Below are 25696 nucleotides of genomic sequence, written 5' to 3'. Positions count from 1 at the left end.
TTTCTCGTAATCAAACAAGCTGGCTCACTTTTACTTATAAGTACCTCTTCTCACCCACTGCGTTGCAATCCATTTCTCACCTTTCGTTACAGGTGCTCCTCCATGTAACGTAAGCTCATTTAGTAATTGATCTTGATAAAAATACTCAAAGTATACTGCCATTCCCTTTCTAGGGTGTACAGAAAGATTTAATTTCGGAAAGAATGTTTCCCCGCCTTCTTCTACATCATTTAAGTACATCACAAGAGTACTTATACGATTATTAGCAGCTGACCTGCTATGTTCTGCAAAATAATCATAGTGCGCTTTATATTCTTGATCCACTTCATAATTTAAAATGTGCAATCCTTCTCCATGCGCTACAGGAACATTCGTGATAGATGAAATTCGTTTTTCAATCTTCGAAGTAAGTTCATTCTCTTCCAAAAATGCACCACTACTCGTTCGAATATCATTTACATCACGTGATGAACCAACTTTAGAACGTTTCATATTACTTTTAGACAATTCAATCAATTCAGCGCACTCTTCATCACTTAATACATTTGCTAATACAACAATAAGAGGTTCTTCGAATTTTGAAATAATTTGTATTTCCCTATCCTCTGTCATAATCGTATTTCCTTTATGATCAAAAATAGTTTGTTCCTTACTTTCACCTATTTGATTGTTATTTGTCATTTTCTTATCTCCCTAGAAAAAATGATTGGATAGCATGAATATATCATATTCTTTCTACCTTTCTCTTTTTTGAGAAAATTTAAACTTTTGAACATCGTTCTTATCCCTTTCCTCAAAGAAATTGACTCCCTCCACAATAGAAACTCATGGTTCTTCTCCATATATTTTACATATTATCCTTCTACCCAATCAAATATTTTATTATCCTTTTTCCTATAGTGAAAGCTCACTGTATAGAAAACTCTCTGTTTTGTAACACATTGCAACGAAATGATAATAACATCATTTTCAAAGACGTACTTTCCACTCACTTCTCCTCTTTCATACTGAAATAAAAAAACATCCTCTTTTTCTTTTTGCTGTAAGTCTCTTTTTATATCTGAAATAGCTCGATCAACAAGTTCCTCCATGAAAAAACTTTGTTCTATTTCAGAATAAAATTTTTTATCCGAAAGTAACATATTCGTTTCGTACATCAAAAAAGAAATGAATAAAATAAGAAAAATAATTGTTCCTGGCATTACAAATCCATTTTGTTTTCTCATGTTTCTATCTCAATTTCACTATAGCGCACAGCCACGCCTTCATATATTTCACCACTTATATCTTTCACATATATATATAAGAAATGAGGTGTTAATTTATACGAAATCGCTTCAATCCTTTGTAATATAAATTCCCTTCCGCGCATATTTACTTTTCTTATTAAATTACTATTCAACTTTTCATACGTCACCTGATCACCATTACGAAGTTGGAAGCGTAAAATATTCCCACCGTTTTCTAGCTCTATCTTCCTCCCACTTGATACTTCACGAAACTCTAATTGCATTTGTCCTAAAAACACATCCCACTCCCAGTCATTTAATCCTTTTGAATGTGTATTTTCTATCCCCATAATATGAAGACGCGGTAAAAGTAAAAAGAACATTGATAAAAGCAACAAACATGCAATCATTTCTATTAATGTAAATCCCGCTTCTTTTTTATTTTTCCTTTGCATAAAGGCATTGCTCCATCGCTTTTCCTCTCCTATCTTTCCACATCGTACAAACTTCATCTCCTCTCCAATATGTGTAATATACAATTCCTTTTATGACTTGCTCTTTTACTCGCTTTTCCTCATTCTCATACTTAAATAAGGCCGCTTCTTTTTTTAATAATATTAATGCTTTATAGCTCATTTTTATATTTTTTCTTTCTTGCATAATTAATAATGTTTGCGGGAGCAATAACGATGCCGCCATCATTATTAAACTTAACGCTACAACCATTTCAACCATTACTGATCCTTTTTGACACTTCACGATACGTAAATCTCCCTCTTCCAAGCTGAAATACAATCTCATATTTATACCCTCGATAGGAAAGTAAAATCGTACCACCCCTATTAATATTCCCGCTCGGATTATATGTCATTGGATTTGGAAAGGTATGCAAATCCACTTGGACATCTTTATCATATTCTCTCTTAACAATTAAAAGGTCTGTCTCCGATTCCGAAATATAATACATCTGTTTCCCTTTAAACCAGCGTAACGTATAATGTTGTTGACGCTTAATCGCCAACTGCTGCATATACAAAATATCATTTGAAAACTGTTTCAAAAACTGCTCAACTTTTTGTTTTTCATGTAATGAAGTAACGTTAAAATGCGTAACAACACTCAGTACAGAAATAGCAAATAAGACAAGTAGCATTTCTAAAAGAGTAAAACCTTTTTGCTTCACGATTTCCCAGCTGATACCGTACCATCATCGGAAATATGGATTGGTTCACCTTTCGGGCAAGTTTTTGAAGTAATATACTTTCCTGTTTCAAGTTCCTCTATTGATGGAATCTTATTATGTTGCAAGTGATATGCTTGTATTTGTGCTTCTATAGATTTCACATAGGCTGCACATCCTTTTCCTTGGACGGATGAGCGCTGTGTAACTACATTTGGAATAATTAATAGTAATAATACAGTTATGACAACCATAACTAATAACATTTCTAAAAGAGTAAAACCCTCCTCATTCTGCATGTAAATGCCCCCTATATAGAATTCATCATTTGAAACATCGGCATAATCATCGCTAAGTACATCAAAATGACTATAACCCCAAGACATGTAAATAAAATGGGTTGAATCACAAATAACATACGTTTAATTTTTTGTTCTACCTTTTCAATAATGAGCTCACTGTAATCACCAAGCTCATTTGTTAAATTACCGTTTGCTTGTCCATGCGTAATGATATAAGAAAGTTCTTTCTCGTAATAACCGCTTTTATCAATAATAGATTGTAACGGTTCTCCTGCAATTAATTGTCGCTCAATTCGGTCTGCTTCATACTGAAAGAACGGATGATACTTTTGCTTCATCATTATTGTTAATGCTTCGTGTACGGACAATCCACCGTGTAATAAACCACTTAATTGAGTGGAGAAATAATGAGAATGATTTAAAATAAGAAATGTTTTCATAAGGGGAATACGGATCATAATCTTTACCTTTTGAGTAGGCGGAAGTTTTCGGAAATAAAATATATATAAACTAAATCCCGTTATAACGATAAGAACAATCATATAAATGAAGTAGGGTAATAATTTAATTGCAACTAAAATTTGCTCCGTAAGTGGTGGTGCTGTAGAACGTAAAGAACTATACATCATTTCAAACTGAGGCAATAAAATGAGGTTAAAAACAGAAAGCATAATCATTAAAAAAAATGATAAAAACATAGGATATCGCATTACTTTCATCATATCTTTCCTATATTTATCTTTCTTGTAAAGAAGTACGCTTCCTTGTTGCAAAGCAAAAGAAATGTCACCATGTCGCTCTGCATAAAACAAATAACTTAACATCTCAGAGTGAAACATTAATTGGTGAAAAGAAGCGTGCAAACTTTGTCCATTTTTCAATCCCTCGATCATACGCTGTAACTGTAATTTCTTCCCTAATGGTAGTTGCAACTGCAAAAATTCTAACGCCTGCAAAAGTGAGTAACCTTTCTCTAATAAATCACTTAATCTTTTACATAATAATGCTTGATCACTTAAACTCCATTTTCTCTTAAACATATACATCTTCTTCTAAAAAGCCTAAAGCATACCCTTTTCGAACCGACGATTCCAACGTTTTATAGTGATACGTAACATGTTCTCCACTTGCTTCTTTAATCGCTTGTTTTAATTCATATCCATATAACAGTTCATAAATGCTTGCCTGTCTCACTTTCCTCATTGATTTACATAAAGTTGCACACTTCCCTCTGCAAAATGGACATTTTAATTCGACGAGCCGCTGAGCAGCTACTGCTAATAATGATTGTTCAATTTCTTGCCTTGTAATACCATAATCCATAAATCGTAGTATCGCTCCTTTCGCATCATTTGTATGCAAGGTTGTCATTACTAAATGTCCCGTCAAACTGGCCCTTACAGCTACTTTTGCTGTTTCTTCATCACGAATTTCGCCAACTAAAATAATATCTGGATCATGACGCAAAATAGCCTTTAATCCTGTTTTATATGTGATACCAGCTTTTTCATTTATTTGAATTTGTAATAAACCGTCTTTTCTTTGCTCAACTGGATCTTCTAGTGTAATGATGCGACGTGTTTGCCATTTTCTAGCTACTTCTAATAACGCATACATTGTTGTTGTTTTTCCAGAACCAGTCGGCCCAGTAAATACGAGTAACCCATGCGAATGCTTTAAAAAAGAGAGTAATTTTTCCGCTGAACTTGGAAATAACGAAAGGTGAGACAACGGCTGTACAGATGCTTGTAAATGGAGGCGAATAACGAGACTTTCTTGATATACTGTTGGAAGTGTTGAAAGGCGTAAATACACTTCTTGCCCATCAATTTGTAAGTACAACGAACCATTTTGAGGTTTTCTCCTCTCTCCTATATCCATTGATGCTAAAAATTTAAAGTGCGAAACAAGCTTTTCTCCAAATCCCTTTTCAATACACCGTTTCGTAATTAAATCTTTTCCAATACGTAATTGAATCGCCACATCCTTCTGCCTGGGCACAATATGTAAGTCCGATGCTTGCACCCCACAAGCTTCTTTCATAATCATATTTGCAAAAAGCTCGACACTATTCATCAAGTTTCCCTCCTCACTATGTATATATCATGAAAAAATGCACAAGAAAAATTAGAGATTTTGTATTTTCACTAGGATAAAAAGGGAAAATATGTTTGTGAAATTATGAACAATTTCTGAATTATTGTCTGAAATTACCTATATGGAAGTTTATCTGTATTATAATGTTAATATCTTGGATAAAGTGATAAAGGTGGAGATCCTAATGGAACAAGCTTTAAAAATTACAGGTGTGTTATCTGACCCTACTCGTTATTACATTTATAAATATATTTCGCAAAAGCATAATTACGTAACTGTACAAGAAATTGCAGATGAGTTTAACATTCATCCAAACGTAGCGCGTTTACATTTATCTAAATTAGAAGATGTTAATATGCTCAAATCAGAAACAAAAAAAACTGGGAAAGGCGGCAGACCAAGCAGACTATACGTCTTGTCTCAAGATGTCATCCAGTTACAATTCCCATTTCGCGATTATCAATTGTTAGCGCAGATAGCATTTAATTCACTGCTAAGCTTAGGTAGTGCTGGTGAAAAAGCGCTATATGAAACAGGGAAACAATTCGGCAAAGAATTAATGCAACAACATATGCATCGCTTAAATGTAAGTGCAGAAGCATTGACGATAGAACAAAAAATGCTAATCGCAAAAGAAGCATTCTCAACAGCTGGCTTATCTCCTGCTTTTGAATTAAGTACAGATGGCACAAAAATTTTCTATGATGTACACAATTGCCCATTTAAAGAAGTTGCTGCGCATCATCCGACTGAAATTTGTAATATGCACGGAGATATGATGAAGGGGATTTTTGAAATCCTATTCCCGAACGTGGAATTAACACGAAACGATAGTCTACTAGATGGATGCAAATCTTGTAACTATAAAGTGAAACTTTAATCAGTGGGGGGTGTTCTTCCCCCACTGATTATTAGCCCGCACCCATCCCGCATTAACGGGCAGTTATCTCCCACCTAACTTCCTCGCATTTTGCCGAATTTTGAGGTGGGAGTTTTACTGCCCACAAATAGCGGGATAAAGTTCGAATTTAGTTTTTCAACTAAGAAGAAGTCAATATTATAGTTGGCTTCTTTTTTATATGAATGAATATTTACAATAGTTAGAAAAATAAACTATAATGAAAAGAGGTTTTACTTTTTTTAGAAAAGGAGGGAGATGGCATGGAGCGCATGTTTCGCGTTCTTGGCTTTTGGACTGGAATTTTCTCGGTTATGTTTTACGTAGGGGATATGCATTCGGCCGCACTACTATTTTTAGGACAAACAGGATTCTTCGTACTTTTAAGTTATTTAAAATTAACAGAGCGTATGTATATATACGTATTCGGGGCATATTTAACCGTTTTCTTCATCGGATTTACATGGTACACAACATTTTTACTTGTCCCTGGAGCTGGGCATTAAGAGATGGCAAATTGCCATCTTTTTTTTAATTCCGCAATTCCCTAGTTGACTTATAGGTTTTATTACCTTATATTCTATATAACACATTGGAATTAGGGGGAATCAACATGAATACACTGCTTGTCGGGATTAACATCACAGTCATGCTCATTTTAGTTGGCGTATTGTATTATATGCAACGTAAGCATGTATCTTTTAATAAACGTGTATTTACTGCTTTAGGAGTCGGAATTATCTTTGGTCTTATATTACAATTTATTTATGAACCTACTTCTAAAGTAATTATCGAATCAAATACCTGGTTTAGTTTAATTGGTAACGGTTATGTGAAATTACTTCAAATGATCGTTATGCCACTTATTTTAGTATCTATTATTTCAGCATTTACAAAATTACAATTAACGAAAAACCTTGGTAAAATCAGTGGTCTTATTATCGGAATTTTAATTCTTACTACAGGAATTGCCGCAGCTGTCGGTATAGCTGCAAGCGCAGGATTTGATGTATCAGCAACAGGATTACAACAAGGTGATGCAGAATCTGCTCGTCTGAAATTAGTAGAAGAAAGATTTACTTCTATTGAAAAGACAACAATTCCAGACAAATTGTTAGAACTATTGCCTACAAATCCTTTTCTTGATTTAACAGGTGCTCGTCCAACATCAACAATTTCTGTTGTAATATTTGCAGCCTTTATCGGCATTGCCTTTATAGGTGTAAAACGAAAATATCCAGAACAAGCAGAGCTATTTAAGAAAATGCTTGATGCTGTATATGCAATCGTAATGCGTATGGTAACATTAATTTTACGTCTTACTCCATACGGCGTATTAGCTCTTATGGCAAAGACAGTTGCTGGTAGCGATATTAACGCTATTTTAAAACTTGGTAACTTCGTGTTAGCATCTTACGTAGCTCTTATCGTAATGTTTATCATTCACTTATTATTAATCGCATTATCTGGTTTAAATCCAATTCAATATTTGAAAAAAGTGTTCCCTGTATTAACATTTGCATTCACATCTCGCTCTAGTGCTGGTGCAATGCCATTAAATATTGAAGCTCAAAAAGAAAAGCTTGGTATTTCTGAAGGAATCGCTAACTTCGCTGCATCCTTTGGGGTATCTATCGGTCAAAACGGTTGCGCAGGTATTTATCCAGCAATGCTTGCTATGATGGTCGCTCCAACTGTAGGAATTGATCCATTACAACCACAATTCATTTTAACTTTAATCGCTGTCGTTGCTATTAGCTCATTCGGTGTTGCAGGTGTTGGTGGCGGTGCAACATTCGCAGCCTTAATCGTACTATCTACAATGAACTTACCAATCGGCATTGTCGCTCTTGTTATCTCAGTTGAACCATTAATCGATATGGGTCGTACAGCTCTTAACGTAAGTGGTTCTATGACAGCAGGTCTTATTTCTAGTAAATGGCTTGGTGAATTAGATCAGGATACGTACAATCAAGATGATGTAAAAACTGGTGAGATTGCTTCATAATAAAAAAAGACGCTAACAATTTATACTGTTAGCGTCTTTTTTATTATGTTCCATCTCTATACATCTTCTCTTGAAAGTTATCACTCCAAGTATTCTTCTAGTTGCTCTTTTAACTCTTCCTCAATCTCATAACAAGATTCATCAACAAGTTCCCCTACTTTCTTACTTCCCCAAATGCTTAATTGAATTTGCATTCCTAAAAAGATTCTTTCGCATTTCCAAATTGGAATATTATAAAATCCAATCATCTCTTTTTCTTCATCTAATATAGCTATGGCAACTGATGAATAATAACCCACCTCAAAAGGATGCTCTTTATCTTTAACAAGTTCCATAGATAGTTCCATGTTTTTCTCTATGTATAAATATGAATACTCTTTAAAAAGTTCAAGTGATATTCGCTCTATTCCATTCTCCATACATTGAATCTTCTCTTTCAACTCCAATGTAAGCTCCTGTGCTTTATATTTCATTTCCGCCTCCTTAAACATAAAAAAAGAGAATACAATAACATATTCTCTTTTCTCAAATATATTTCATTATCTCACAGCCCGTCCCTTTCACAAATAACCATTTTGCTCGCACCATGTATGAAATTGTCCTACATCTACTCCAACTAACACGATATCCTTTAGCTCTACATCAATACTTTGTTCTCCAATTACAATAGCAAAATGGGATTCTAATTGTTTTTCATTTTTCTTTACAGTTCCAATTTGGTTCCGATGCGGCCCATTTTTTATATATGCTTTTTGTCCTACAATATCAAAGTTCAAGATTCTCACCTCTTTTACTGCGCTCAAATTGGAAATACAATCTCCACCTCGGAAAATTTCCTTTCATTGCACTATTTCTCTCTATATATGACGAAACAATAAAAGAGTCCTTCCTTCTTTACAATTATTTTTTCTTTGTTTCATTTTTATGATTGAAACGTAAAGTTTATAATAAAATACACTTGGAAGCGCTTTCTACGTAATTTTTTATGTTATAATATAAAAGTAGAACTTCGTAAAGAGGGTTAAAAAATGAATACAAACATGATTAACAAAGTAATTGAAGCATTAAAAGTATATGGCTTTCAGGATGTATCATTCTGTGAAGAAACGAAGCAATTTTTATTTCATAACGAAACCGATATTATGAGCGGCTATGCAGAAATAACATATAGTAGCCAATTCGAAAAATTTAACGTACAAATTCATCCAATTGAAACGCATCACCAAGCAGAGTTACAAGAGGTTGAAAGACATATACAAGCTTGCATACGAAAAGTAGAGTATTTAAATGCACTTCTTACTGGACAAACAAAGCTAGATGATAAAATTATTATTATGTAAAAAAAAAGAACGTGAAGCTATCACGTTCTTTTTCATTATACGTTCATTTTCCCCTTCAGCTGTAATCCTGTAACAGATTCTAATACATCCATCGCTTCTTCAAACGTCATATCAAAAATTGTCTTCTCTTCTATATATGGAAACTGTCTAAAGCGCTTTTCTAACATTTTCACTGCATCCGATGTGAAGTTTGCGCTATCAATGCCAAATTCTGTTTCAAGAAGCACAATCCAATCTAACACATGAAAACCTAATCCATTTACGAATGAAATAAGTTTTTCTTCTGGCTGTGGAGATAAGAATACGTTTCGCTCCAGCTCACTGAAAAGTTCTTCTCCTAAAATTCCTGCTAACTCATCATCATGTTCGCGTTCAATAATCTCTTCATAACCGTAATCATCAACAAGCTCTTCTACTTCTTCACTATCCGCAAAAAGCAATTGACTAAGAATTGCATCTTTCTTAAATTCACTGTTTTGTACAACCTCTAAAAAACTTGTTTCCCATCCATTTTCTAATTTCATATTTATAACTCCTTTATATGCTTTACTTATAATAACTGTGCCCAAAATAGCCTAATGGTAACCTTCACTCTTTTTTTGCAAGAAATATTTCTCGCTGCATTCCCACGTCTAACATTCCACTTTATTCAATATATATGAGACAAGCCCCTCAATTTCTCCTTCGAAAATATCAACTTCTCGTAAATGGTAGAATGTCGTTTGCAACTCATTGCCCTTGTGATATATATAAATTTTCTTTTCTAAAGCAATTGCCATCCCTAATTCTGTATGACTTCCATTCCCACCCTCTAGTATGAGTAAGAAAACATCAGCTTCTCGTATCGCTTCTTGTTCTTCTTCACCAATCTTTTTGCAATTGTTCTCTATTGGTTGCTCTTTCATTTTTCGTCCAATCATATGTATGCTGCCATCCCACTTCTTTCAACTGGCTTGATACGAAACGAACAAGATGTTTATTTTGAAATCCTGAAGCAATATAAAATTTCATTTATATTCACTCCTTAAATATGTATGGGGAAACTCCTTTTTTAGCGTTAATGGGATTTTTTCAAAAAAAATCCCCATCCTTAGAACTTATTTGCGTTTCAATGATGGGGTGCCTCATGATCTTCTTTTATTTTTTGTTTTTTATAACTTTCATCAGCTAACATTTCTAGTTCAGCTGTTATTTCTGATTTTTCAAGCTCTCGTTCTTGTGAAAATTTCCGTGAAATATAAACAATAACACTACCAACGTACAACACAAAGCATATAATAAGTGCAGTATTTTCATAGAGACTTAGCTCCAACACAGTCACTCCTAATCCATTCGTATTTTCACGCTTAATCAATTGGAATTTCCCTATTAACCATTTGTTACCCCGCTATTTGAGGGCAGTAAGACCCCCACCTCAAAATTCAGCGAAAACAAAGAAGTTAGGTGTGGGATTAACTGCCCGTAAAAGCCCGATTGGTGAGGGCTAATAATCAGTGGGGATGAACCCCCCACTGATTAAAGTTTCACTTTATTGTAACATAAAAATATCAATTCTTGGAATCTTTCATCCTACTAAAAAAGACATGATTGTTTAATCATGCCTCTGAAATATGTTGAATGATAGTTTTAATCGCTTCTTTTCCATTATATTTTTTTAATGCTATTTTATACGTCTCATTATTATGAGATAGCTCTTCTATATGCTTTATAAGTGAGTTCACCGTTACATCCTCTTCATATAATACCGATGCATACCCTTGTCTTTTAAAGGATTCAGCATTTAAAATTTGATCTCCACGGCTTGCAAATTTCGATAACGGAATTAAAACCATCGGCTTTTGCATTGTTAAAAATTCAAAAATCGCGTTGGATCCCGCACGTGAAATAACAAAATCTGTTGCTGCTAATATATCCGGCAACTCTTCATGTACATATTCAAATTGTCTATATCCTTCTTTATTTTGTAAGGATTCATCAAGATTTCCTTTTCCGCAAAGATGCACAATTTGATAATTTTTCAGAAGATTTGGAAGTGCCGATCGAACCGTTTCATTAATTTTCTTTGCGCCTAAACTTCCTCCCATAACAGTAATAACTGATTTCTTCCGGGAAAACCCTAGAAACTTTAAACCTTTTTCAAGATTTCCTCTTAGTACGTCTTCACGTACAGGCGATCCTGTATATATTACTTTTTCTTTCGGTAAATGTTTCGCTGCTTCTTCAAATGTAACAAATATTTTCGAGGCAAAACGGAGCGCAATTTTATTTGCTAGTCCAGGTGTCATATCAGATTCATGTAATAAAACTGGCACCCTATTTAGCCACCCTCCTATTACGACTGGTACGGATACGAAACCACCTTTTGAAAAAATAACATCCGGTTTTAGTTTACGAATTGTTACGTACGCATCCATAACACCCTTCATCACGAGAAAAGGATCTTTTATATTTTTCAAATCAAAATAACGACGTAGCTTCCCGCTTGCAATACTATGGTATGGGATTCCTTCTTTTTCTATAATCGTTTTCTCAATCCCTTGATGAGAACCAATATAAGAGATATCCCAGTTCTGCTTTTGTAAATGTGGAATAATTGCTAAATTAGGTGTTACATGCCCGGCCGAACCGCCACCTGTAAAGACTATTTTTTTCATACGTCTCCCCCTTCTACACTATAGTACACTAAAATACCTTGCCTCAGGGTGAGAAAATACCATAGCCGTTACAGACGCTTCTGGCTCCATCATAAATCCTTCTGTTAATGAAATACCAATTTCTTCTGGATGAATTAAGCGAAATAATTTTTCTTGATCAGCAAGTTCTGGGCATGCTGGATAACCAAAGGATACGCGTATTCCTCTATATTTCGTACGGAATCTCTCTTCCATCGTCAGTTCAGGTGAATCTGGAATTCCCCAACGATCACGAATGAGCATATGTGTTTTTTCAGCAAGTCCTTCTGCTAATTCAAGTGCTAACGACTGAATCGCATGACTGCGTAAATAATCTCCCTTCGCCTTCCATTCCTCTGCAATATCTCGAACCCCTTCTCCAACGGTAACAGATAAGAAAGCGACATAATCCATCTCATCTCCAATCGGGCGTATATAATCTCCTAAAGTACGGTATGGTGCTTTCCCTTGTCTCGGAAATTCAAATCGCTCTATAATACGTGTGTGATCTTCCGGATCGTATATAATTATATTTTGTCCATCACTTTGCGCCGGGAAAAATTGATACACCGCTTTTGGGCGTAACCAAGATTGTCCTTCTTGTAATAATTCATCAATTAAATCATTTAGCTCATGTGCTCTTTTATCCCCTTCTTGCAAGAGTTTTTTTACGTTTCCTTTTAATCCAAGATGGTGTCCAATTAACATTTGTCTATTTAAAAACGGTGCAAGATGAAGGGCAGGAATATCCCGTAATACAACTCGTTTCGTCGAATCTGGCACTATAACAGTTGCTTTTGGCAACGGCTCAATAACTGCGGGAATTTCTATTTTTTTCTCCTCTTGTTTCACAATATGAAGATGGCGTTCCTTTTTATCTCGCTTCATCTTTTCACGTTCTTCTTCTTTTTGTAATTTGTTAATAATATCAAGACCTGTCATTGCATCACTTGCATAACATACGAGCCCTTTATAAGATGGAGAAATACGATTATCTGTAAATTTCCTCGTTAGTGCTGCACCACCTACAACAATTGGAATATCAATATTCGCTGCTTTTAAATCTTCAGCAGTCGTTACCATTTGTTGCGCTGATTTTACTAACAAACCCGAAAGGCCAATAATATCAGGTTTCTTTTCTTGTACTTCTTGAACAATTCGATCCGAACGAACATTAATTCCTAAATTAATAATTTCATATCCGTTATTTGATAAAATAATTTCAACAAGGTTTTTCCCAATATCATGTACGTCTCCTTTAACAGTCGCTAATAATACTTTCCCTTTTTTTGCACTCTCACTAGATTCCATATGTGGCTCTAAATAACTTACGGCAGCTTTCATACTTTCAGCACTTTGCAATACTTCAGCAACGATAAGCTCATTACCATTAAATAATCGCCCCACCTCATCCATTCCTGTCATAAGCGGCCCGTTAATAATATCCAGAGGTTTTCGTCCTTCTGTAAGCGCGAGACTTAGATCTTCTTGTAGTCCTTTCTTCGTACCTTCTACAATATAATTTGCCAGTCGTTCATCAAGTGTTAGCGTTTCTTGTATAACGACATCTTTCTTTTTGGCAACACGATAAAAGTTTGTAAATTTTTCTAACGTCTCTTTCGTCGTTTCAAATAATAATGCATCCGCAAGACGTTTTTCTTCCTCTGGAATTAACGCATAGCGTTCTAATTTTTCCGTATTAACAATCGCATAATCTAATCCTGCTTTCGTTGCATGATATAGAAAGACAGAGTTTAATACTTCACGTCCAGCTGGTGGTAAACCAAAAGATATATTACTCACACCTAGAATCGTTAAACATTCTGGTAACGCTTCTTTAATAAGACGAATTCCTTCTATAGTCGCTGCCGCTGAACCTATATATTCTTCATCACCTGTTCCTACAGGAAACACAAGCGCATCAAAAATAATATCAGATGGGCGTATACCATACTTTTTCGTTAGTAATTCATAGCTTCTTTTAGCAATCTCTATCTTTCTTTCTGCACTAACTGCCATACCATCTTCATCAATTGTCCCTACAACTATCGCAGCACCGTATTTCCGAAGAAGGGGTGTCACTTTTTCAAAACGTTCTTCTCCATCCTCTAAATTAATAGAATTGATAACACCTTTTCCTTGAATATAAGTAAGAGCTTTCGCCATAACATTTTCATCTGTTGAATCAATCATAATCGGTACTTTTAACACTTTCGTAACTTCTGCCAAGAATCTTTCCATATCTTCTATTTCATCACGATCAGGGTCTGCCATACAAATATCAATAATATGAGCATTTTTCTTCACTTGCGCTCTTGCCACTTCAGCAGCCTCTTCAAATTTCCCTTCTGCTACTAATCTTTTAAACTTACGCGATCCAATTACATTCGTCCTTTCTCCAACAAATAAGGGCCTCATAGAATCATCGTATTGCAACGCTTCTAGTCCACTAATTCCATGTCCAACCCTTTCATGATGCTCACGAGGATTAATCGAGGCAAGCGCCGATTTCATTACACGTATATGTTCTGGTGTTGTGCCACAACAACCACCAATAATATTAATCCATCCTTCTTCAGCAAAACGTTTTACTTTTTCAGCAAGTGACGCTGGAGATTCGTGATAATGCCCATCTTCATCAGGAAGACCAGCGTTTGGATAACACGAAATATAACACTCCGATAAATCAGATAGGGAACGTATATGTTCCCTCATAAATTCTGGACCAGTAGCACAGTTTAATCCAACCGATAATGGCTTCATATGCTCTACCGATAAATAAAAGGCTTCGATCGTTTGACCCGCTAAAGTCGTTCCCATCGGTTCAATTGTTCCAGAAATCATAATAGGTACTATTTTGTTTAGTTCTTCAAACGCCGATTGAATTCCAATGTACGCAGCTTTCACATTACGCATATCTTGACTCGTTTCAACGAGTAATACATCAACTTCTCCTCTTAATAGTCCTCTCGCTTGCCTTGTATAGGCTTCAATTAACTCTTCAAAAGTCACACCACCTGTAACACTAATCGCTTTCGTCGTTGGTCCCATCGCTCCCGCAACATACACTTCTTTCCCACTTTCTTTAACCGCTTGCTTCGCCAAAAGCGCTGCCCTTTCGTTTAACTCTTCATCTAAATGAGACAATGCATAATCACTTAATACAATATTTGTTGCACCAAACGTATTCGTTTCAATAATATCTGCTCCAGCTTCAATGTAGACTTTATGAATATTTAAAATAACATCCGGTCTTGTTTTTACTAAATATTCATTACAACCTTCGTATTCTTCTCCTCCAAAATCTTCCGCTGTTAAGTCTTCTTGCTGGATCATCGTTCCCATTGCACCATCTAATATTAAAATTTCATGTTGTAATCTCTCTTCTATTCGTTTCATCAATTAATACCTTCTTTCACTTCTTGCTTTTCTCTCACATATTTCACGAGATGTTCTGTAATTTCATATTTTAAAAACGGTGTAATAAGATAAATACCGTTAAAGTATTTCATCGCCGCATCGATCAACTCTTGTGAAATACGAATCCCTTCCTCTATGGCTGCCTCTTTCGTTTCATGTCCATCCATTCTTTGTCTTATCTCTTCAGGGAGAGTAATACCCGGCACTTCAAAATGAAGAAAATCTGCGTTCCGCTTACTTACTAACGGCATAATTCCAATAAAGATAGGTTGTTCCAAATGCTTTGTCGCTTCATATACTTCTTCTATTAAAGCAACATCATATATCGGCTGCGTTAAGAAATATTCAGCACCAGCATCAATTTTTCGTTCCATTCGCTTGACCGCTGCTTTTAAATGCCTTACATGAGGATTGAATGCACCTCCAACAGAAAATCTTGTTGCCGGACCAATTGATTTCCCTAAAATAGAGCGTCCGTCGTTCATCTCTTTAATCATTTTAATGAGCTCTATCGATGACAAATCATATACAGAAGTTGCACCTGGGAAATCACCAACGCGCGCTGGATCACCAGTTAAAGCTAGCACTTCCTCCATACCTAATGCTGATAATCCAAGTAAGTGAGACTGTAGTCCAATGACGTTATGGTCTCTACACGTTAAATGCGTCAATACTGGAATATCATGCTTCGTTAATAATGCACCCATAGCCATATTCGAAACACGAGGAGATGCTAATGAATTATCTGCTAGAGTAATAGCATCCGCTCCAGCCCTTTTCAGTGCTCTTGCCCCTTCAAAAAAACGCTGCGTGTCTAACGTTTTCGGTGGATCTAATTCCACTACAACTGTCGTTTGTTTCTTTGCCTTTTCTGCTAGAGTAACATGAGCTCTCGAACGCTTCTCATGTGTATGGACCACTTTAGGCCTTTGAATCGTCTCCTTTGCTATTACAGGTGCAACATTTAGAGTGGCACGTTTCATTCCTTCAATATGTTCCGGGGTAGTACCACAACAACCACCTAATAAACGAATACCTTGTTCAATAAATTTCGGTGTCATTTCTTCAAAATACGCTGGACTTCCCTCATATACGTAACGCCCTTCCACATAATTCGGGAGACCTGCATTCGGATATGCTGATAAATAGCCATTTTGAGGAATCGATATCATTTTGAAAGCTTCCGTCATGTGAAGCGGGCCTAGTTGACAGTTCAACCCAACAACATTGGCACCGTAATCTAAAAGCTGTTTTAATATTTCATTGACATCATTCCCATTTTGAGTCGTACCTGCCTCATGTAACGCTAACTGAGCAACAATCGGAATATTCGTTTGTTTACGCAATACTTTAACCGCATGCAATAATTCAAATTCATCATAAAAAGTTTCTAATAGTAATCCATCAACCTGTTCTTCTAGTAAAGCACCTGCCTGCTCAAGTAACATAAATTCTCGCTCTATATCAGTCGTTGTAACAGCACCAATATGTTTCATACCTCCAATTGTCCCTAAAATTGCATTCCGATCTGTTACTGATGCTTTCGCAATATTCACTGCCGCTTTATTAATTTGGACAACTTGATTCTCTAGACCATACATGCGGAGTTTCGCTTCATTCGCACCATACGTATTCGTTTGAATAACATCCGCTCCAGCAGCTACATATTGTTTATGGATCGATATAATTAAGTCCGGATCAGACAAATTCAATTCTTCAAAACTACTTTGTAAACCATGCGAATGTAATAACGTTCCAACCGCACCATCACCTATTACAATTCCTTTTGATAATAAATCTAGTAATTTCACGAATCTCCCTCATTTCTATCAATATAAAAACCCCCTCTTCACTTTGAAGAGGGGGACATAATTGTTCCTCCTCTTATTATGCAAAACACACGTTTTGCAGGTTTTAGCACCGTTTCAAACATTTAGTTTGAAGGTTGCCGGGTTTCACAGGGCCTTTCCCTCCACCGCTCTCAATAAGAGTTTGTCTTTATTATTTTATTTATGTAGCTAAAAGGAAATACGTTCCCCTTTTAACAATGTTTGTTAATTTTTTATAAATTTAGCACGCACTAAAATAAAAGTCAATGACACTTGCGGAAAAATAAAAATTATTTAAAATAAAGTTGCAATTCAATTATCTTTTGTTGTAAAGTTAAAACCATAATAAAATTTCATACGAACATTCTTATCTAGAGAGGTAGAGGGACTGGCCCTTTGACGCCTCAGCAACCATTAACATTCATTCGTTAATAAGGTGCTAATTCCAGCAAATTGTGAAAGATTTGACAGATGAGAAGAAGACTCTATTCAATCCGAAAGCCTTCTTCTTAGAAGGCTTTTTTTATTTTCACTTCGTCGTTCACTTTAAAAAGGGGGAATTTTCACATGTCAACAATCGAAACAAAACTAGCACAAATCGGGAACCGTAGCGAAGCTACAACAGGAACGGTTAATCCACCTGTTTATTTCTCAACTGCTTATCGTCACGAAGGAATTGGTAAATCTACTGGATTTGACTATTCAAGAACTGGAAATCCGACTCGTGGCCTTTTAGAACAGGCAATTGCAGACTTAGAAAGCGGTGAGCAAGGGTATGCCTGTAGTTCAGGAATGGCGGCTGTTCTCCTTGTCCTTTCACTATTCCGTTCAGGAGATGAGCTTATCGTATCTGAAGACTTATACGGGGGAACATATCGTCTATTTTCCGAACATGAAGACAAGTGGAATATTCGATGTAGATACGTAGATACACAATCTATTAAACAAATTGAGCAAGCAATCACATCTCAAACGAAGGCTATTTTCATAGAAACACCGACTAATCCATTAATGCAAGTAACTGATATCGTAAGTGTAGCAAGTGTAGCGAAAAGGCACGGACTACTTCTTATTGTAGATAACACGTTCTATACACCTTATATACAGCAACCATTAACAGAAGGTGCAAACATCGTCCTTCATAGCGCAACTAAATATTTAGGCGGTCATAACGATGTACTAAGCGGACTTGTCGTTGCGAAAGGGAAATCTCTTTGCGAGGAGCTTGCTCATTATCATAATGCCTCTGGTGCTGTCTTAAGCCCGTTTGATTCATGGCTATTAATTCGAGGCATGAAGACTTTAGCACTTCGCATGAAACAGCATGAAAAAAACGCTCATGCAATTGTTGCTTATTTAAATGATGAAGATGGTGTGACAGATGTATTTTATCCAGGAAGAGGTGGTATGATTTCATTTCGCCTTCAAGATGAAACTTGGATTAATCCTTTCTTACAATCTTTATCCTTAATTACATTTGCTGAAAGTCTTGGCGGTGTCGAAAGTTTAATGACTTATCCAGCAACGCAAACTCATGCCGATATTCCAGAAGATGTTCGAACAGCACGTGGTGTGTGTAATCGTCTTCTCCGTTTTTCAGTCGGCATCGAAAATAGCAATGACTTAATTCAAGACTTAAAGCAAGCAATTAAACTTGTAAAAGAAGGTGTAAGAATATGAGTTATTCCATAGATACGCTTTTACTGCATAATCAATACAAGCATGACTCACACACAGGAGCTGTTAACGTTCCCATCTATAACACATCAACATTCCATCAGTTTGATGTAGATGCTTTCGGAAAGTATGACTATAGTAGATCTGGAAATCCAACACGTGAAGCTCTTGAAGATATCATTGCTTTATTAGAAGGCGGGACAAAAGGATTTGCCTTTGCATCAGGCATTGCAGCCATTTCTACTGCATTTCTCCTTCTTTCACAAGGTGACCATGTTCTTATTTCAGAAGATGTATATGGAGGCACTTACCGAATTATAACTGAAGTTCTCTCTCGTTACGGTGTTTCACATACATTTGTTGATATGACCAATTTAGAGGCAATAAAACAAAATATCAAACCGAATACGAAGCTCTTTTATGTAGAAACACCATCTAACCCACTTTTAAAAGTGACAGATATTCGCGAGGTTTCTAAACTCGCAAAATCTATTGGTGCTCTTACATTTGTTGATAATACATTTTTGACACCACTATTCCAGAAGCCACTTGACCTTGGCGCCGATGTCGTTCTTCATAGTGCCACAAAATTCATTGCCGGTCATAGTGATGTTACTGCCGGATTAGCAGTTGTAAAAGATGCCGAACTCGCTCAAAAACTTGGATTTTTACAAAATGCATTCGGCGCTATTTTAGGACCGCAAGATTGTTCTCTCGTGCTTCGCGGCATTAAAACATTGCATGTACGTCTCGAACATTCAGCTGCAGGTGCCAACAAAATCGCACATTTTTTACAAGAGCACTCTAAAGTTCAAAATGTCTATTACCCTGGATTACAATCACATCTTGGCTATAGTATTCAACAAACTCAAGCAACATCAGCTGGGGCTGTTTTATCTTTCACCTTACAATCCGAAGATGCACTGCGCCAATTTTTATCAAAAGTTAAACTACCCGTTTTTGCGGTTAGTCTAGGAGCTGTTGAATCTATTCTTTCATATCCAGCAAAAATGTCACATGCAGCTTTATCACAGGAAGCACGTGATGAAAGAGGGATTTCCAATTCATTACTTCGTTTATCGGTTGGTCTTGAAAATGTTAACGATTTAATATCCGATTTCGAAAATGCTCTTTCTTATGTCGAAGAACCTGTAAATGCATAGAGAGAAAAGAAGATATGAAATTAAGTTTTTATATCTTCTTTTTATGCTGTCTAGCATATTCATTTTAATGTTTCTCTTTCTGTTATAGTCCATAAAAAAATAAAAATGCATTATCTATTTCCAAGTAATGGATTAATTGATATATTAAGAAATAAAAAAGGGGTAAAAATAATGGATACTTGTGCAGATATTTTAATCGTTATCGATTTACAAAATGGGGTATGTTATAGCGAAGAGCATTTATTCGATTTACAAAATTTACTTACAAAAGTAAATAAAAGAATTTCTTCATACAGAAAATCAAATAAACCAATCATTTTTGTTCAACATTGTGATGATGATTTGGTACCCGAAAAAGAACTTTGGGCTATTCATACCGATCTAGATGTTCAAGCACAAGATTTTTTTGTAAGAAAAACACATGCAAATTCATTTTATAAAACGAACTTAAAAGAGATTTTAGACCAATTATCTGTACATCGTATTGAATTCTGTGGTGCCCAAACAGAGTACTGTATGGATGCTACGATTAAATTTGCCCATGGACTGGGATACGAAAACTTCATGGTACAGAAAACAACCTCTACGTTAAATAATCCATTTATGTCCGCAAAAGAGACAATTAATTTTCATGAGAATATATGGAATCACAGATTTTTAAAGTTGATAAAAGATGAACTCTAGAATAAATGACTAATGACTTGATTATTCTAAGATTTATCAGTTACATCCAAACATTTCATTATCATCATAAAGAAGCTAATCATAATCAGCTTCTTTTCTTTTAACCTGTTATATATTCTATATATAACATTATAATTCCTTTTTCATATTATTTTAAAAATTTTGTATATTCATTTGAAAGAATAAGAAAATCATGATAAAATTGTGTTACGAATATATCTATATCTTTCAATTTTTGAAACGCATCAAAATTTTCACTCAAAAATGTCATTTTACAAAACTGTGCAAATTTATCTATTTTATTTACATCAGGGTCTCTTTTCTTACAATTTCTTTACTTTAGGACTTTTTTTCTGCAACAACTGTTTTCTTTTCTTTGATTTTTTGGTATGTATAGTATGGTATAACAGCTCACACGGAGGTGGAAAAGAACATGTTAGAAACCTTTCAAAAAGAAATAGAACTATATGAAAGCAATGCAGAATTATTGAAAGTGCTTGCTCATCCTGTTCGCTTATGTATTGTAAAGGGATTAATTGAACGTGGCCCAAGCAACGTTTCTACAATGTACACAGGCTTAAACATGCCACAATCTACAATTTCACAGCATTTAGCAAAGTTAAAAAGTGCTAAAATCGTTTCTAGTGAAAGAAAAGGATTGGAAATTTACTACAAAGTAGAAAACGAAACAATCATTCAACTCGTTCGCGTATTATTAGGTTAGGGACCTATAGACAGAGAAAAAGAGTGTATTCTATATTTTTCATCTCATATCTTTAATATAAATATATATCATGAGAGAAAATATATAATGCTACATAATTAAAAGTCGTATTAAAAAACAAGACACAGAAAATACTGTGTCTTGTTTTTTTTCATATTGTTAAATATTGATTCAAAAGTAAATTCTTCATATCTTTTGTGTGTATAACAACATCGAAAGCATTACCTAATCCTCCGTTCAAAATCATAGAGCGAATAGCTCTATTTAGTTTTTGAGTTTCAGAAAAAGGGTTGGTATCTTGATGGCTAGCAAGCTGATCTAATATTCCTGCTGCTAACAAAAACTCTGATTGCTTCCTATGCCATATCGTATTAATTCCTTGTAGCTCAAAATTCATCTTCAACTCATCCCAATGAACATGCGTAGTAAGGTCCATTTCTCCTGGATATGCAAGAGGATTACGAATTAGCTTGTGCTTATAATATCCTCTTAAACTTCCTTCACGATGTGCAGGATGCATCCATTCTTCTTTTGTATATCCATAATCAACTGTAATACATATACCTTTCTGAAACCATTTCGCAATCTCTTCTATATACTCTTCCATTGCAATAGGCACTTCAAAGCGCTGTCCCTCGGCAATATGAATGTTATATTTCAATAAGTAACGACCGACTCTTTTCTCTATCGGTCTAAATACTTCTGTAAGGTTTCCTTCATCTGTATACGTGATACGTACTTCATACAAAATTCCATTTCTTTTCTCAACTATCTCAACAGGAAACGCATCAAATAATTCATTCGAAAAAATAATTCCTTCGAAAGACTCTCCCATTTCAATATAAGATGTATAATACGACACATTATCAAATAAGCAAAGCCTCTCCTGTTGTAGCCTTCTATGAAAAGGGCTCACTTCAATAATTGAATAGTTTAAATTGATAAAGGTTTCCGGAGATAATTGTTTCCATTCTTGTAAAACATCATAGGCAAACTTTCCTGTTCCCCCACCAATCTCACAAATATTTGGAAAAACTTCTCCCTTTTCAACAAGCCGAATAAAAAACTTAGCAAAAGTCTTCGCAAATACAGAAGATACATTGCTACTCGTAAAAAAATCTCCCTGTCTTCCAATTTTTTCACGTTCTCTCATATAATACCCATATTCCTCTGCATATAATACGAGGTTCATATACGTACTATATGAAATCGAATGATCCTTTTCTTTTCCCATCCATTCTCTTAAAATGAGCTCCATCTCCATAATGACTCCTTATTGTAAAAATGGATTATTTTCTTTTTCAAAACCAATGCTTGTTTCTGGACCGTGTCCACATAGCACCGCTGTTTCATCTGGTAATACAAATAATTTCTCTTCAATACTTCCAATTAATTCAGCAAAACTTCCACCAGGTAAATCCGTTCTTCCAATACTCATTTGGAACAATACATCTCCAGAAAATACAGCATTCGCTTCTTTACTATAATAAGAGATACTTCCTGGAGAATGTCCTGGTGTCTCAAAAATTTCAAAACTAAAAGAACTGATCGTTAATGTACCCTCTTCGTCGATAATATGATCTGCTGGTTTTGCTGTAATACTGCGGTTCATCATAAAAATTTGCGAGCCATTCACAGTTGCATCGCCTAACCAATTCGCTTCTTCTTTATGTACGTATACCGGAATATGAAAAGCGTCTCTCACGGCATCAACAGCACCAATATGATCGAAATGAGCATGTGTTAATAAAACCGCAAGTGGCTTTAACTGTGCTTCCTGTAAATATGTAACAAGTTTCTCTCCTTCATGACCAGGATCAAAAATAATACACTCATTTTGATCATTCGTTAAAATATAAGCATTTGTTTGTAATGGGCCTAAAGGCATTTGTATCCATTTCATATGAAAATCTCCTCCAGTTATTTAATTTACTTTTAATGATACAACATTTCTTTCTCTTAGGAAAAGAAGGCGTGTTATCTCGACAATCATTTTTAAAACATGTACAATATAAAAGAGTAAATATTCTAAAAACTCATTTTAAGGAATGAGTAGACAGAGGAGGATATTGTATGGGCCTTGTTATTATTTTTACGCTAGTCACTCTGTTAGCTGTATTTGCTACGCTTAGAACACTTCGCGAAAAAAACTTATTCGCGGGTGGCTTCGCTATTGCAACCGTACTTGTTTTCGGATGGTTTACAATCATGACTGTTCTATATAATGGGTACCCACCAGCTTAATCCATTTACATTTTTATTCTCCAACAAGATCTTGCATAAAAAGAGGAAGGGGGCCCCTTCCTCTTTTCATTATTCACAACTTATATCATCTTCGCCTCGTATTTGTGCTTTTTTACAAGCCACGCTCCTCCAATTACACCTGCATCATTACCAAGTATTGCAATTGCTAACTTTGTGCTCTTTACAGCACGAGAGAAAGCATATTGCTCGAAATAACGTTGAATTGGCTCTAATAGTGCGTCTCCAGCTTTAGATACGCCACCACCAATTACGATTTTCTCTGGGTTCAACGTACTAGCAAGGTTCGCTACAGCTAATCCTAAATAAGAAGCTACTTTTTCCACTACTTCACCTGCTAGTTCGTCACCTTGTCCAAGCGCTTCAAACACATCTTTTGATGTAATAAGCCCTTCTTCTGCTAACATAGAACGTAAAACACTTTCTTTATCTGTCTCTTGTATTTGTTGCATAGCAACACGTACAATACCTGTTGCAGAGGCTACCGTTTCTAAACAACCCGACTTCCCGCAATTACATGGAAAAGCGTTCTCTGTAACAACTGTAATATGTCCAATCTCACCAGCAGCACCGCTTATACCATGTACAATCTCACCATTGGCGATAACACCACCACCAACACCAGTGCCAAGTGTCATACAAATTAAATCTTTTGCTCCTTCACCAGCACCTTTCCACATTTCACCAAGCGCCGCTAAGTTTGCATCATTATCAATAACAACAGGTAATCCCGTTTCTACTTCTAGTAAATCTTTTAACGGATAGTTTTTCCATCCTAAATTAACCGCTTCATAAATCATTCCAGATGCCACATGTACAGGACCAGGAGCTCCCATACCAATACCAATTAGCTTACTTTTTAATTCACCTAATTCTTCTAACTTTTTATCAATAGCTTTCGCTACATCAAGTGTAATATGTTTTCCTTGTTCATTTGTATTCGTAGGGATTTCCCACTTATGTAAAATTTCACCGTACACATTAATAAATGCTAATTTAATCGTTGTACCACCAAGGTCAACACCAACTAACCATTTCTCTTCCATGTTACGTACCTACCTTTATCTATTTCTTATTTATTTCTTTTTGAATTTCTTGCTTCAACAAAAATAAAGCTGTTTGATAGTCTTGTGGATCGATTAGCTGTGATTGATTTAATTCACGCAATTCATCTTGCATTAATTGTAAATCAGCGATTCGATCACCCGTATAAATAATCGTGCCAAATTTCTTTAGCAATTGCTGAATATCATAAATGGATATCATTTCATCACCCTCTATGCTCACTTACTATAAAAAATTATAATAAGAAAACGTTCACATATTTTATTATAATCACGAAGAAAAAGTCTCGTCAATTTTTATTTGTCTATACAAGCCCAATTTTAACCATTGTTCCTTTTTCTGTAATAATTTTTTCTACATTTTTATCAAATGGCTCTACTGGAATATGTTCTACCATTTGAAAACTATAAGCTAATGATAGCGCTTTCCCTTTATAATGCACGAGATAACGATCATAATAGCCACCGCCATATCCAATCCGTTCTCCTCGCTCTGTATAAGCTACGCCTGGCACGATTTGAAGATCAATTTCATCTGCATTCACTTCTTCCGTAAGGGCTGGAATTGGTTCACGTAAATTCATATACACTGTTTCTAATTGATCAAAATTACTAATTTTCCGGAAAGACATCGTTCGTGTTCCTTTATTACACTTCGGAACAACAACTTTCTTTCCTTCTTCCCAAGCTTTTTCGATAATAGGATATGTATTCACTTCATGCTCCATCGAGAGGGTGATTCCAATTGTTTTAGCTTCAACCCACTCTTTTTGCGCATACAACGAAGCTGCAATTTGCTCTGATAAAGTTGTATACCGTTCTTCTGATAAAGAATTCATGTGTTCTATTATTTGTTTACGTAAACGTAGTTTCTCTTCTCTCACACATTTTCCCCCTCACAGTGACACTTTGCTCTACGATGATAGTGTATCACTTTTAACAGAGGAACCGAATAAAAAAAGAAACAGTAGGAAAATATTCCTACTGCTTACTTTGTTTCACGGTGTAACGTAGACTTCTTGTCACGCTTGCAATACTTTTTAAGCTCGATACGCTCAGCGTTGTTACGTTTGTTTTTCTTTGAGATATAGTTACGATCTCCGCATTCTGTACATGCTAGAGTAATATTCACACGCATTCTTATTTC

The 25696-nt window shown here is 35.4% G+C and carries 30 protein-coding genes, 1 pseudogene and 2 riboswitches; of the genes and pseudogenes, 9 read left to right on the top strand and 22 right to left on the bottom strand.

Features of this window, described 5'->3' with window-relative positions:
* Positions 1-30: 30 nt before the first annotated feature.
* The 8 genes from MHH66_RS05585 to comGA all read right to left on the bottom strand — a co-directional run bounded on the left by MHH66_RS05585 (position 31) and on the right by comGA (position 4787).
* Positions 31-681, bottom strand: a complete 651-nt coding sequence (locus MHH66_RS05585) for a 2OG-Fe(II) oxygenase (protein WP_002034016.1) — start codon at positions 679-681, stop codon at positions 31-33.
* A gap of 173 nt (positions 682-854) precedes the next feature.
* Complete coding sequence (gene comGG, locus MHH66_RS05580) at positions 855-1226, bottom strand: competence type IV pilus minor pilin ComGG (protein ID WP_033709423.1); 372 nt, start codon at positions 1224-1226, stop codon at positions 855-857.
* Positions 1223-1684 carry a competence type IV pilus minor pilin ComGF gene (gene comGF, locus MHH66_RS05575; protein ID WP_061689623.1) on the bottom strand — a complete coding sequence of 154 codons (462 nt, stop codon included), beginning with the start codon at positions 1682-1684 and terminating at the stop codon, positions 1223-1225. The genes comGG and comGF overlap by 4 nt, the downstream gene beginning before the upstream one ends.
* Positions 1668-1964, bottom strand: a complete 297-nt coding sequence (locus MHH66_RS05570; protein ID WP_016100615.1) for a hypothetical protein — start codon at positions 1962-1964, stop codon at positions 1668-1670. Before MHH66_RS05570 ends, comGF begins: the two co-directional genes overlap by 17 nt.
* Positions 1957-2412, bottom strand: coding sequence for a competence type IV pilus minor pilin ComGD (gene comGD, locus MHH66_RS05565; protein WP_078184431.1), 456 nt, complete (start codon positions 2410-2412; stop codon positions 1957-1959). The genes MHH66_RS05570 and comGD overlap by 8 nt, the downstream gene beginning before the upstream one ends.
* Positions 2409-2708 carry a competence type IV pilus major pilin ComGC gene (gene comGC, locus MHH66_RS05560; protein WP_002088623.1) on the bottom strand — a complete coding sequence of 100 codons (300 nt, stop codon included), beginning with the start codon at positions 2706-2708 and terminating at the stop codon, positions 2409-2411. Before comGC ends, comGD begins: the two co-directional genes overlap by 4 nt.
* Before the next feature lie 11 nt (positions 2709-2719).
* Positions 2720-3757 (bottom strand): competence type IV pilus assembly protein ComGB, encoded by a 1038-nt coding sequence (gene comGB / locus MHH66_RS05555; RefSeq protein ID WP_078184432.1) that lies wholly within the window; start codon positions 3755-3757, stop codon positions 2720-2722.
* On the bottom strand, positions 3744-4787 hold the full coding sequence (gene comGA / locus MHH66_RS05550; RefSeq protein ID WP_002138337.1) for a competence type IV pilus ATPase ComGA: 1044 nt from the start codon (positions 4785-4787) through the stop codon (positions 3744-3746). Before comGA ends, comGB begins: the two co-directional genes overlap by 14 nt.
* Positions 4788-4992: 205 nt before the next feature.
* Here comGA and MHH66_RS05545 point away from each other — a divergent pair, with 205 nt between their 5' ends.
* The 3 genes from MHH66_RS05545 (at position 4993) to MHH66_RS05535 (ending at position 7714) form a co-directional block, all read left to right on the top strand.
* Positions 4993-5688, top strand: coding sequence for a helix-turn-helix transcriptional regulator (locus MHH66_RS05545; RefSeq protein ID WP_002014995.1), 696 nt, complete (start codon positions 4993-4995; stop codon positions 5686-5688).
* Positions 5689-5969: 281 nt separating this feature from the next.
* The gene (locus MHH66_RS05540) at positions 5970-6212 is read left to right on the top strand and encodes a DUF2626 domain-containing protein (RefSeq protein ID WP_002088627.1); all 243 of its coding nucleotides are present in this window, start codon (positions 5970-5972) and stop codon (positions 6210-6212) included.
* A 107-nt stretch (positions 6213-6319) separates the two neighbouring features.
* A complete protein-coding gene (locus MHH66_RS05535) occupies positions 6320-7714 on the top strand; it encodes an L-cystine transporter (protein ID WP_002138338.1) in 1395 nt (464 codons plus the stop codon).
* An 80-nt stretch (positions 7715-7794) separates the two neighbouring features.
* Here the strand turns inward: MHH66_RS05535 and MHH66_RS05530 are convergent, their stop codons facing one another.
* Together MHH66_RS05530 and MHH66_RS05525 are read right to left on the bottom strand one after the other, a co-directional pair.
* Positions 7795-8205: a hypothetical protein gene (locus MHH66_RS05530; RefSeq protein ID WP_165689457.1), complete on the bottom strand. Its 411-nt coding sequence runs from the start codon at positions 8203-8205 to the stop codon at positions 7795-7797.
* A gap of 69 nt (positions 8206-8274) precedes the next feature.
* Complete coding sequence (locus MHH66_RS05525; RefSeq protein WP_078184433.1) at positions 8275-8490, bottom strand: DUF3912 family protein; 216 nt, start codon at positions 8488-8490, stop codon at positions 8275-8277.
* A 252-nt stretch (positions 8491-8742) separates the two neighbouring features.
* On the opposite strand from MHH66_RS05525, the gene MHH66_RS05520 reads away from it, so the two are divergent.
* A complete protein-coding gene (locus tag MHH66_RS05520; RefSeq protein ID WP_002129099.1) occupies positions 8743-9054 on the top strand; it encodes a hypothetical protein in 312 nt (103 codons plus the stop codon).
* A gap of 35 nt (positions 9055-9089) precedes the next feature.
* Here MHH66_RS05520 and MHH66_RS05515 read toward each other — a convergent pair whose 3' ends face one another.
* The 6 genes and pseudogenes from MHH66_RS05515 to MHH66_RS05490 all read right to left on the bottom strand — a co-directional run bounded on the left by MHH66_RS05515 (position 9090) and on the right by MHH66_RS05490 (position 16957).
* Positions 9090-9578: a hypothetical protein gene (locus tag MHH66_RS05515; protein WP_002015119.1), complete on the bottom strand. Its 489-nt coding sequence runs from the start codon at positions 9576-9578 to the stop codon at positions 9090-9092.
* A gap of 108 nt (positions 9579-9686) precedes the next feature.
* Positions 9687-10065, bottom strand: a pseudogene (locus MHH66_RS05510) (nucleoside 2-deoxyribosyltransferase).
* Positions 10066-10162: 97 nt separating this feature from the next.
* Complete coding sequence (locus tag MHH66_RS05505; RefSeq protein WP_085960924.1) at positions 10163-10405, bottom strand: DUF3966 domain-containing protein; 243 nt, start codon at positions 10403-10405, stop codon at positions 10163-10165.
* Between the two features lie 244 nt (positions 10406-10649).
* Positions 10650-11708 carry an undecaprenyldiphospho-muramoylpentapeptide beta-N-acetylglucosaminyltransferase gene (locus MHH66_RS05500; protein WP_063218900.1) on the bottom strand — a complete coding sequence of 353 codons (1059 nt, stop codon included), beginning with the start codon at positions 11706-11708 and terminating at the stop codon, positions 10650-10652.
* An 18-nt stretch (positions 11709-11726) separates the two neighbouring features.
* Positions 11727-15125, bottom strand: a complete 3399-nt coding sequence (gene metH, locus MHH66_RS05495; protein WP_078184434.1) for a methionine synthase — start codon at positions 15123-15125, stop codon at positions 11727-11729.
* On the bottom strand, positions 15125-16957 hold the full coding sequence (locus MHH66_RS05490; protein WP_016100611.1) for a bifunctional homocysteine S-methyltransferase/methylenetetrahydrofolate reductase: 1833 nt from the start codon (positions 16955-16957) through the stop codon (positions 15125-15127). Before MHH66_RS05490 ends, metH begins: the two co-directional genes overlap by 1 nt.
* A gap of 70 nt (positions 16958-17027) precedes the next feature.
* Positions 17028-17137: riboswitch (SAM riboswitch) on the bottom strand.
* Between the two features lie 202 nt (positions 17138-17339).
* A riboswitch (SAM riboswitch) is annotated at positions 17340-17453 on the top strand.
* Between the two features lie 89 nt (positions 17454-17542).
* Between MHH66_RS05490 and metI the strand changes: the two genes are divergently transcribed.
* The 4 genes from metI (at position 17543) to MHH66_RS05470 (ending at position 21223) form a co-directional block, all read left to right on the top strand.
* On the top strand, positions 17543-18655 hold the full coding sequence (gene metI, locus MHH66_RS05485) for a cystathionine gamma-synthase/O-acetylhomoserine thiolyase (RefSeq protein WP_078184435.1): 1113 nt from the start codon (positions 17543-17545) through the stop codon (positions 18653-18655).
* Positions 18652-19815 (top strand): cystathionine beta-lyase, encoded by a 1164-nt coding sequence (metC, locus tag MHH66_RS05480; protein WP_002184957.1) that lies wholly within the window; start codon positions 18652-18654, stop codon positions 19813-19815. The genes metI and metC overlap by 4 nt, the downstream gene beginning before the upstream one ends.
* 171 nt (positions 19816-19986) lie before the next feature.
* Positions 19987-20499, top strand: a complete 513-nt coding sequence (locus tag MHH66_RS05475; RefSeq protein WP_063218898.1) for a cysteine hydrolase family protein — start codon at positions 19987-19989, stop codon at positions 20497-20499.
* 433 nt (positions 20500-20932) lie between these two features.
* Positions 20933-21223, top strand: a complete 291-nt coding sequence (locus tag MHH66_RS05470) for an ArsR/SmtB family transcription factor (RefSeq protein WP_000894375.1) — start codon at positions 20933-20935, stop codon at positions 21221-21223.
* A gap of 151 nt (positions 21224-21374) precedes the next feature.
* On the opposite strand, the gene MHH66_RS05465 is transcribed toward MHH66_RS05470, so the two are convergent.
* Entirely contained in the window at positions 21375-22487 is a 1113-nt protein-coding gene (locus MHH66_RS05465) for a class I SAM-dependent methyltransferase (protein ID WP_063218897.1), read from the bottom strand.
* Between the two features lie 9 nt (positions 22488-22496).
* Entirely contained in the window at positions 22497-23126 is a 630-nt protein-coding gene (locus MHH66_RS05460; protein ID WP_002034035.1) for an MBL fold metallo-hydrolase, read from the bottom strand.
* A 170-nt stretch (positions 23127-23296) separates the two neighbouring features.
* Between MHH66_RS05460 and MHH66_RS05455 the strand changes: the two genes are divergently transcribed.
* Complete coding sequence (locus MHH66_RS05455) at positions 23297-23467, top strand: DUF2759 domain-containing protein (protein ID WP_002034036.1); 171 nt, start codon at positions 23297-23299, stop codon at positions 23465-23467.
* Between the two features lie 80 nt (positions 23468-23547).
* Here MHH66_RS05455 and glcK read toward each other — a convergent pair whose 3' ends face one another.
* The 4 genes from glcK to rpmG form a co-directional block, all read right to left on the bottom strand.
* On the bottom strand, positions 23548-24531 hold the full coding sequence (glcK, locus tag MHH66_RS05450) for a glucokinase (protein WP_002034037.1): 984 nt from the start codon (positions 24529-24531) through the stop codon (positions 23548-23550).
* 19 nt (positions 24532-24550) lie between these two features.
* On the bottom strand, positions 24551-24751 hold the full coding sequence (locus MHH66_RS05445; protein WP_002015140.1) for a YqgQ family protein: 201 nt from the start codon (positions 24749-24751) through the stop codon (positions 24551-24553).
* A 103-nt stretch (positions 24752-24854) separates the two neighbouring features.
* Positions 24855-25433 carry a 5-formyltetrahydrofolate cyclo-ligase gene (locus MHH66_RS05440; RefSeq protein ID WP_063218896.1) on the bottom strand — a complete coding sequence of 193 codons (579 nt, stop codon included), beginning with the start codon at positions 25431-25433 and terminating at the stop codon, positions 24855-24857.
* A gap of 104 nt (positions 25434-25537) precedes the next feature.
* On the bottom strand, positions 25538-25687 hold the full coding sequence (rpmG, locus tag MHH66_RS05435) for a 50S ribosomal protein L33 (protein WP_001265616.1): 150 nt from the start codon (positions 25685-25687) through the stop codon (positions 25538-25540).
* Between the last annotated feature and the right edge of the window lie 9 nt (positions 25688-25696).

Origin of the sequence: Bacillus sp. FSL H8-0492, from assembly GCF_038006145.1 — a bacterium.
Lineage (GTDB): Bacteria > Bacillota > Bacilli > Bacillales > Bacillaceae_G > Bacillus_A > Bacillus_A mycoides.
Note: the sequence above shows the minus strand (reverse complement) of the source record. Positions and strands in the feature narration are given on the sequence as shown.

Coding starts and splice junctions, on each gene's coding strand:
- MHH66_RS05455 (WP_002034036.1), top strand. CDS start 23,297: ATGGGCCTTGTTATTATTTTTACGCTAGTCACTCTGTTAGCTGTATTT.
- MHH66_RS05460 (WP_002034035.1), bottom strand. CDS start 23,126: ATGAAATGGATACAAATGCCTTTAGGCCCATTACAAACAAATGCTTAT.
- MHH66_RS05530 (WP_165689457.1), bottom strand. CDS start 8,205: ATGTTTAAGGAGGCGGAAATGAAATATAAAGCACAGGAGCTTACATTG.
- MHH66_RS05465 (WP_063218897.1), bottom strand. CDS start 22,487: ATGGAGATGGAGCTCATTTTAAGAGAATGGATGGGAAAAGAAAAGGAT.
- comGC (WP_002088623.1), bottom strand. CDS start 2,708: ATGCAGAATGAGGAGGGTTTTACTCTTTTAGAAATGTTATTAGTTATG.
- MHH66_RS05470 (WP_000894375.1), top strand. CDS start 20,933: ATGTTAGAAACCTTTCAAAAAGAAATAGAACTATATGAAAGCAATGCA.
- comGG (WP_033709423.1), bottom strand. CDS start 1,226: ATGAGAAAACAAAATGGATTTGTAATGCCAGGAACAATTATTTTTCTT.
- MHH66_RS05475 (WP_063218898.1), top strand. CDS start 19,987: ATGGATACTTGTGCAGATATTTTAATCGTTATCGATTTACAAAATGGG.
- comGA (WP_002138337.1), bottom strand. CDS start 4,787: ATGAATAGTGTCGAGCTTTTTGCAAATATGATTATGAAAGAAGCTTGT.
- MHH66_RS05545 (WP_002014995.1), top strand. CDS start 4,993: ATGGAACAAGCTTTAAAAATTACAGGTGTGTTATCTGACCCTACTCGT.
- comGB (WP_078184432.1), bottom strand. CDS start 3,757: ATGTATATGTTTAAGAGAAAATGGAGTTTAAGTGATCAAGCATTATTA.
- MHH66_RS05540 (WP_002088627.1), top strand. CDS start 5,970: ATGGAGCGCATGTTTCGCGTTCTTGGCTTTTGGACTGGAATTTTCTCG.
- MHH66_RS05520 (WP_002129099.1), top strand. CDS start 8,743: ATGAATACAAACATGATTAACAAAGTAATTGAAGCATTAAAAGTATAT.
- metC (WP_002184957.1), top strand. CDS start 18,652: ATGAGTTATTCCATAGATACGCTTTTACTGCATAATCAATACAAGCAT.
- MHH66_RS05570 (WP_016100615.1), bottom strand. CDS start 1,964: ATGGTTGAAATGGTTGTAGCGTTAAGTTTAATAATGATGGCGGCATCG.
- metH (WP_078184434.1), bottom strand. CDS start 15,125: ATGAAACGAATAGAAGAGAGATTACAACATGAAATTTTAATATTAGAT.
- glcK (WP_002034037.1), bottom strand. CDS start 24,531: ATGGAAGAGAAATGGTTAGTTGGTGTTGACCTTGGTGGTACAACGATT.
- MHH66_RS05500 (WP_063218900.1), bottom strand. CDS start 11,708: ATGAAAAAAATAGTCTTTACAGGTGGCGGTTCGGCCGGGCATGTAACA.
- comGF (WP_061689623.1), bottom strand. CDS start 1,684: ATGCAAAGGAAAAATAAAAAAGAAGCGGGATTTACATTAATAGAAATG.
- MHH66_RS05535 (WP_002138338.1), top strand. CDS start 6,320: ATGAATACACTGCTTGTCGGGATTAACATCACAGTCATGCTCATTTTA.
- MHH66_RS05445 (WP_002015140.1), bottom strand. CDS start 24,751: ATGATATCCATTTATGATATTCAGCAATTGCTAAAGAAATTTGGCACG.
- rpmG (WP_001265616.1), bottom strand. CDS start 25,687: ATGCGTGTGAATATTACTCTAGCATGTACAGAATGCGGAGATCGTAAC.
- MHH66_RS05515 (WP_002015119.1), bottom strand. CDS start 9,578: ATGAAATTAGAAAATGGATGGGAAACAAGTTTTTTAGAGGTTGTACAA.
- MHH66_RS05585 (WP_002034016.1), bottom strand. CDS start 681: ATGACAAATAACAATCAAATAGGTGAAAGTAAGGAACAAACTATTTTT.
- metI (WP_078184435.1), top strand. CDS start 17,543: ATGTCAACAATCGAAACAAAACTAGCACAAATCGGGAACCGTAGCGAA.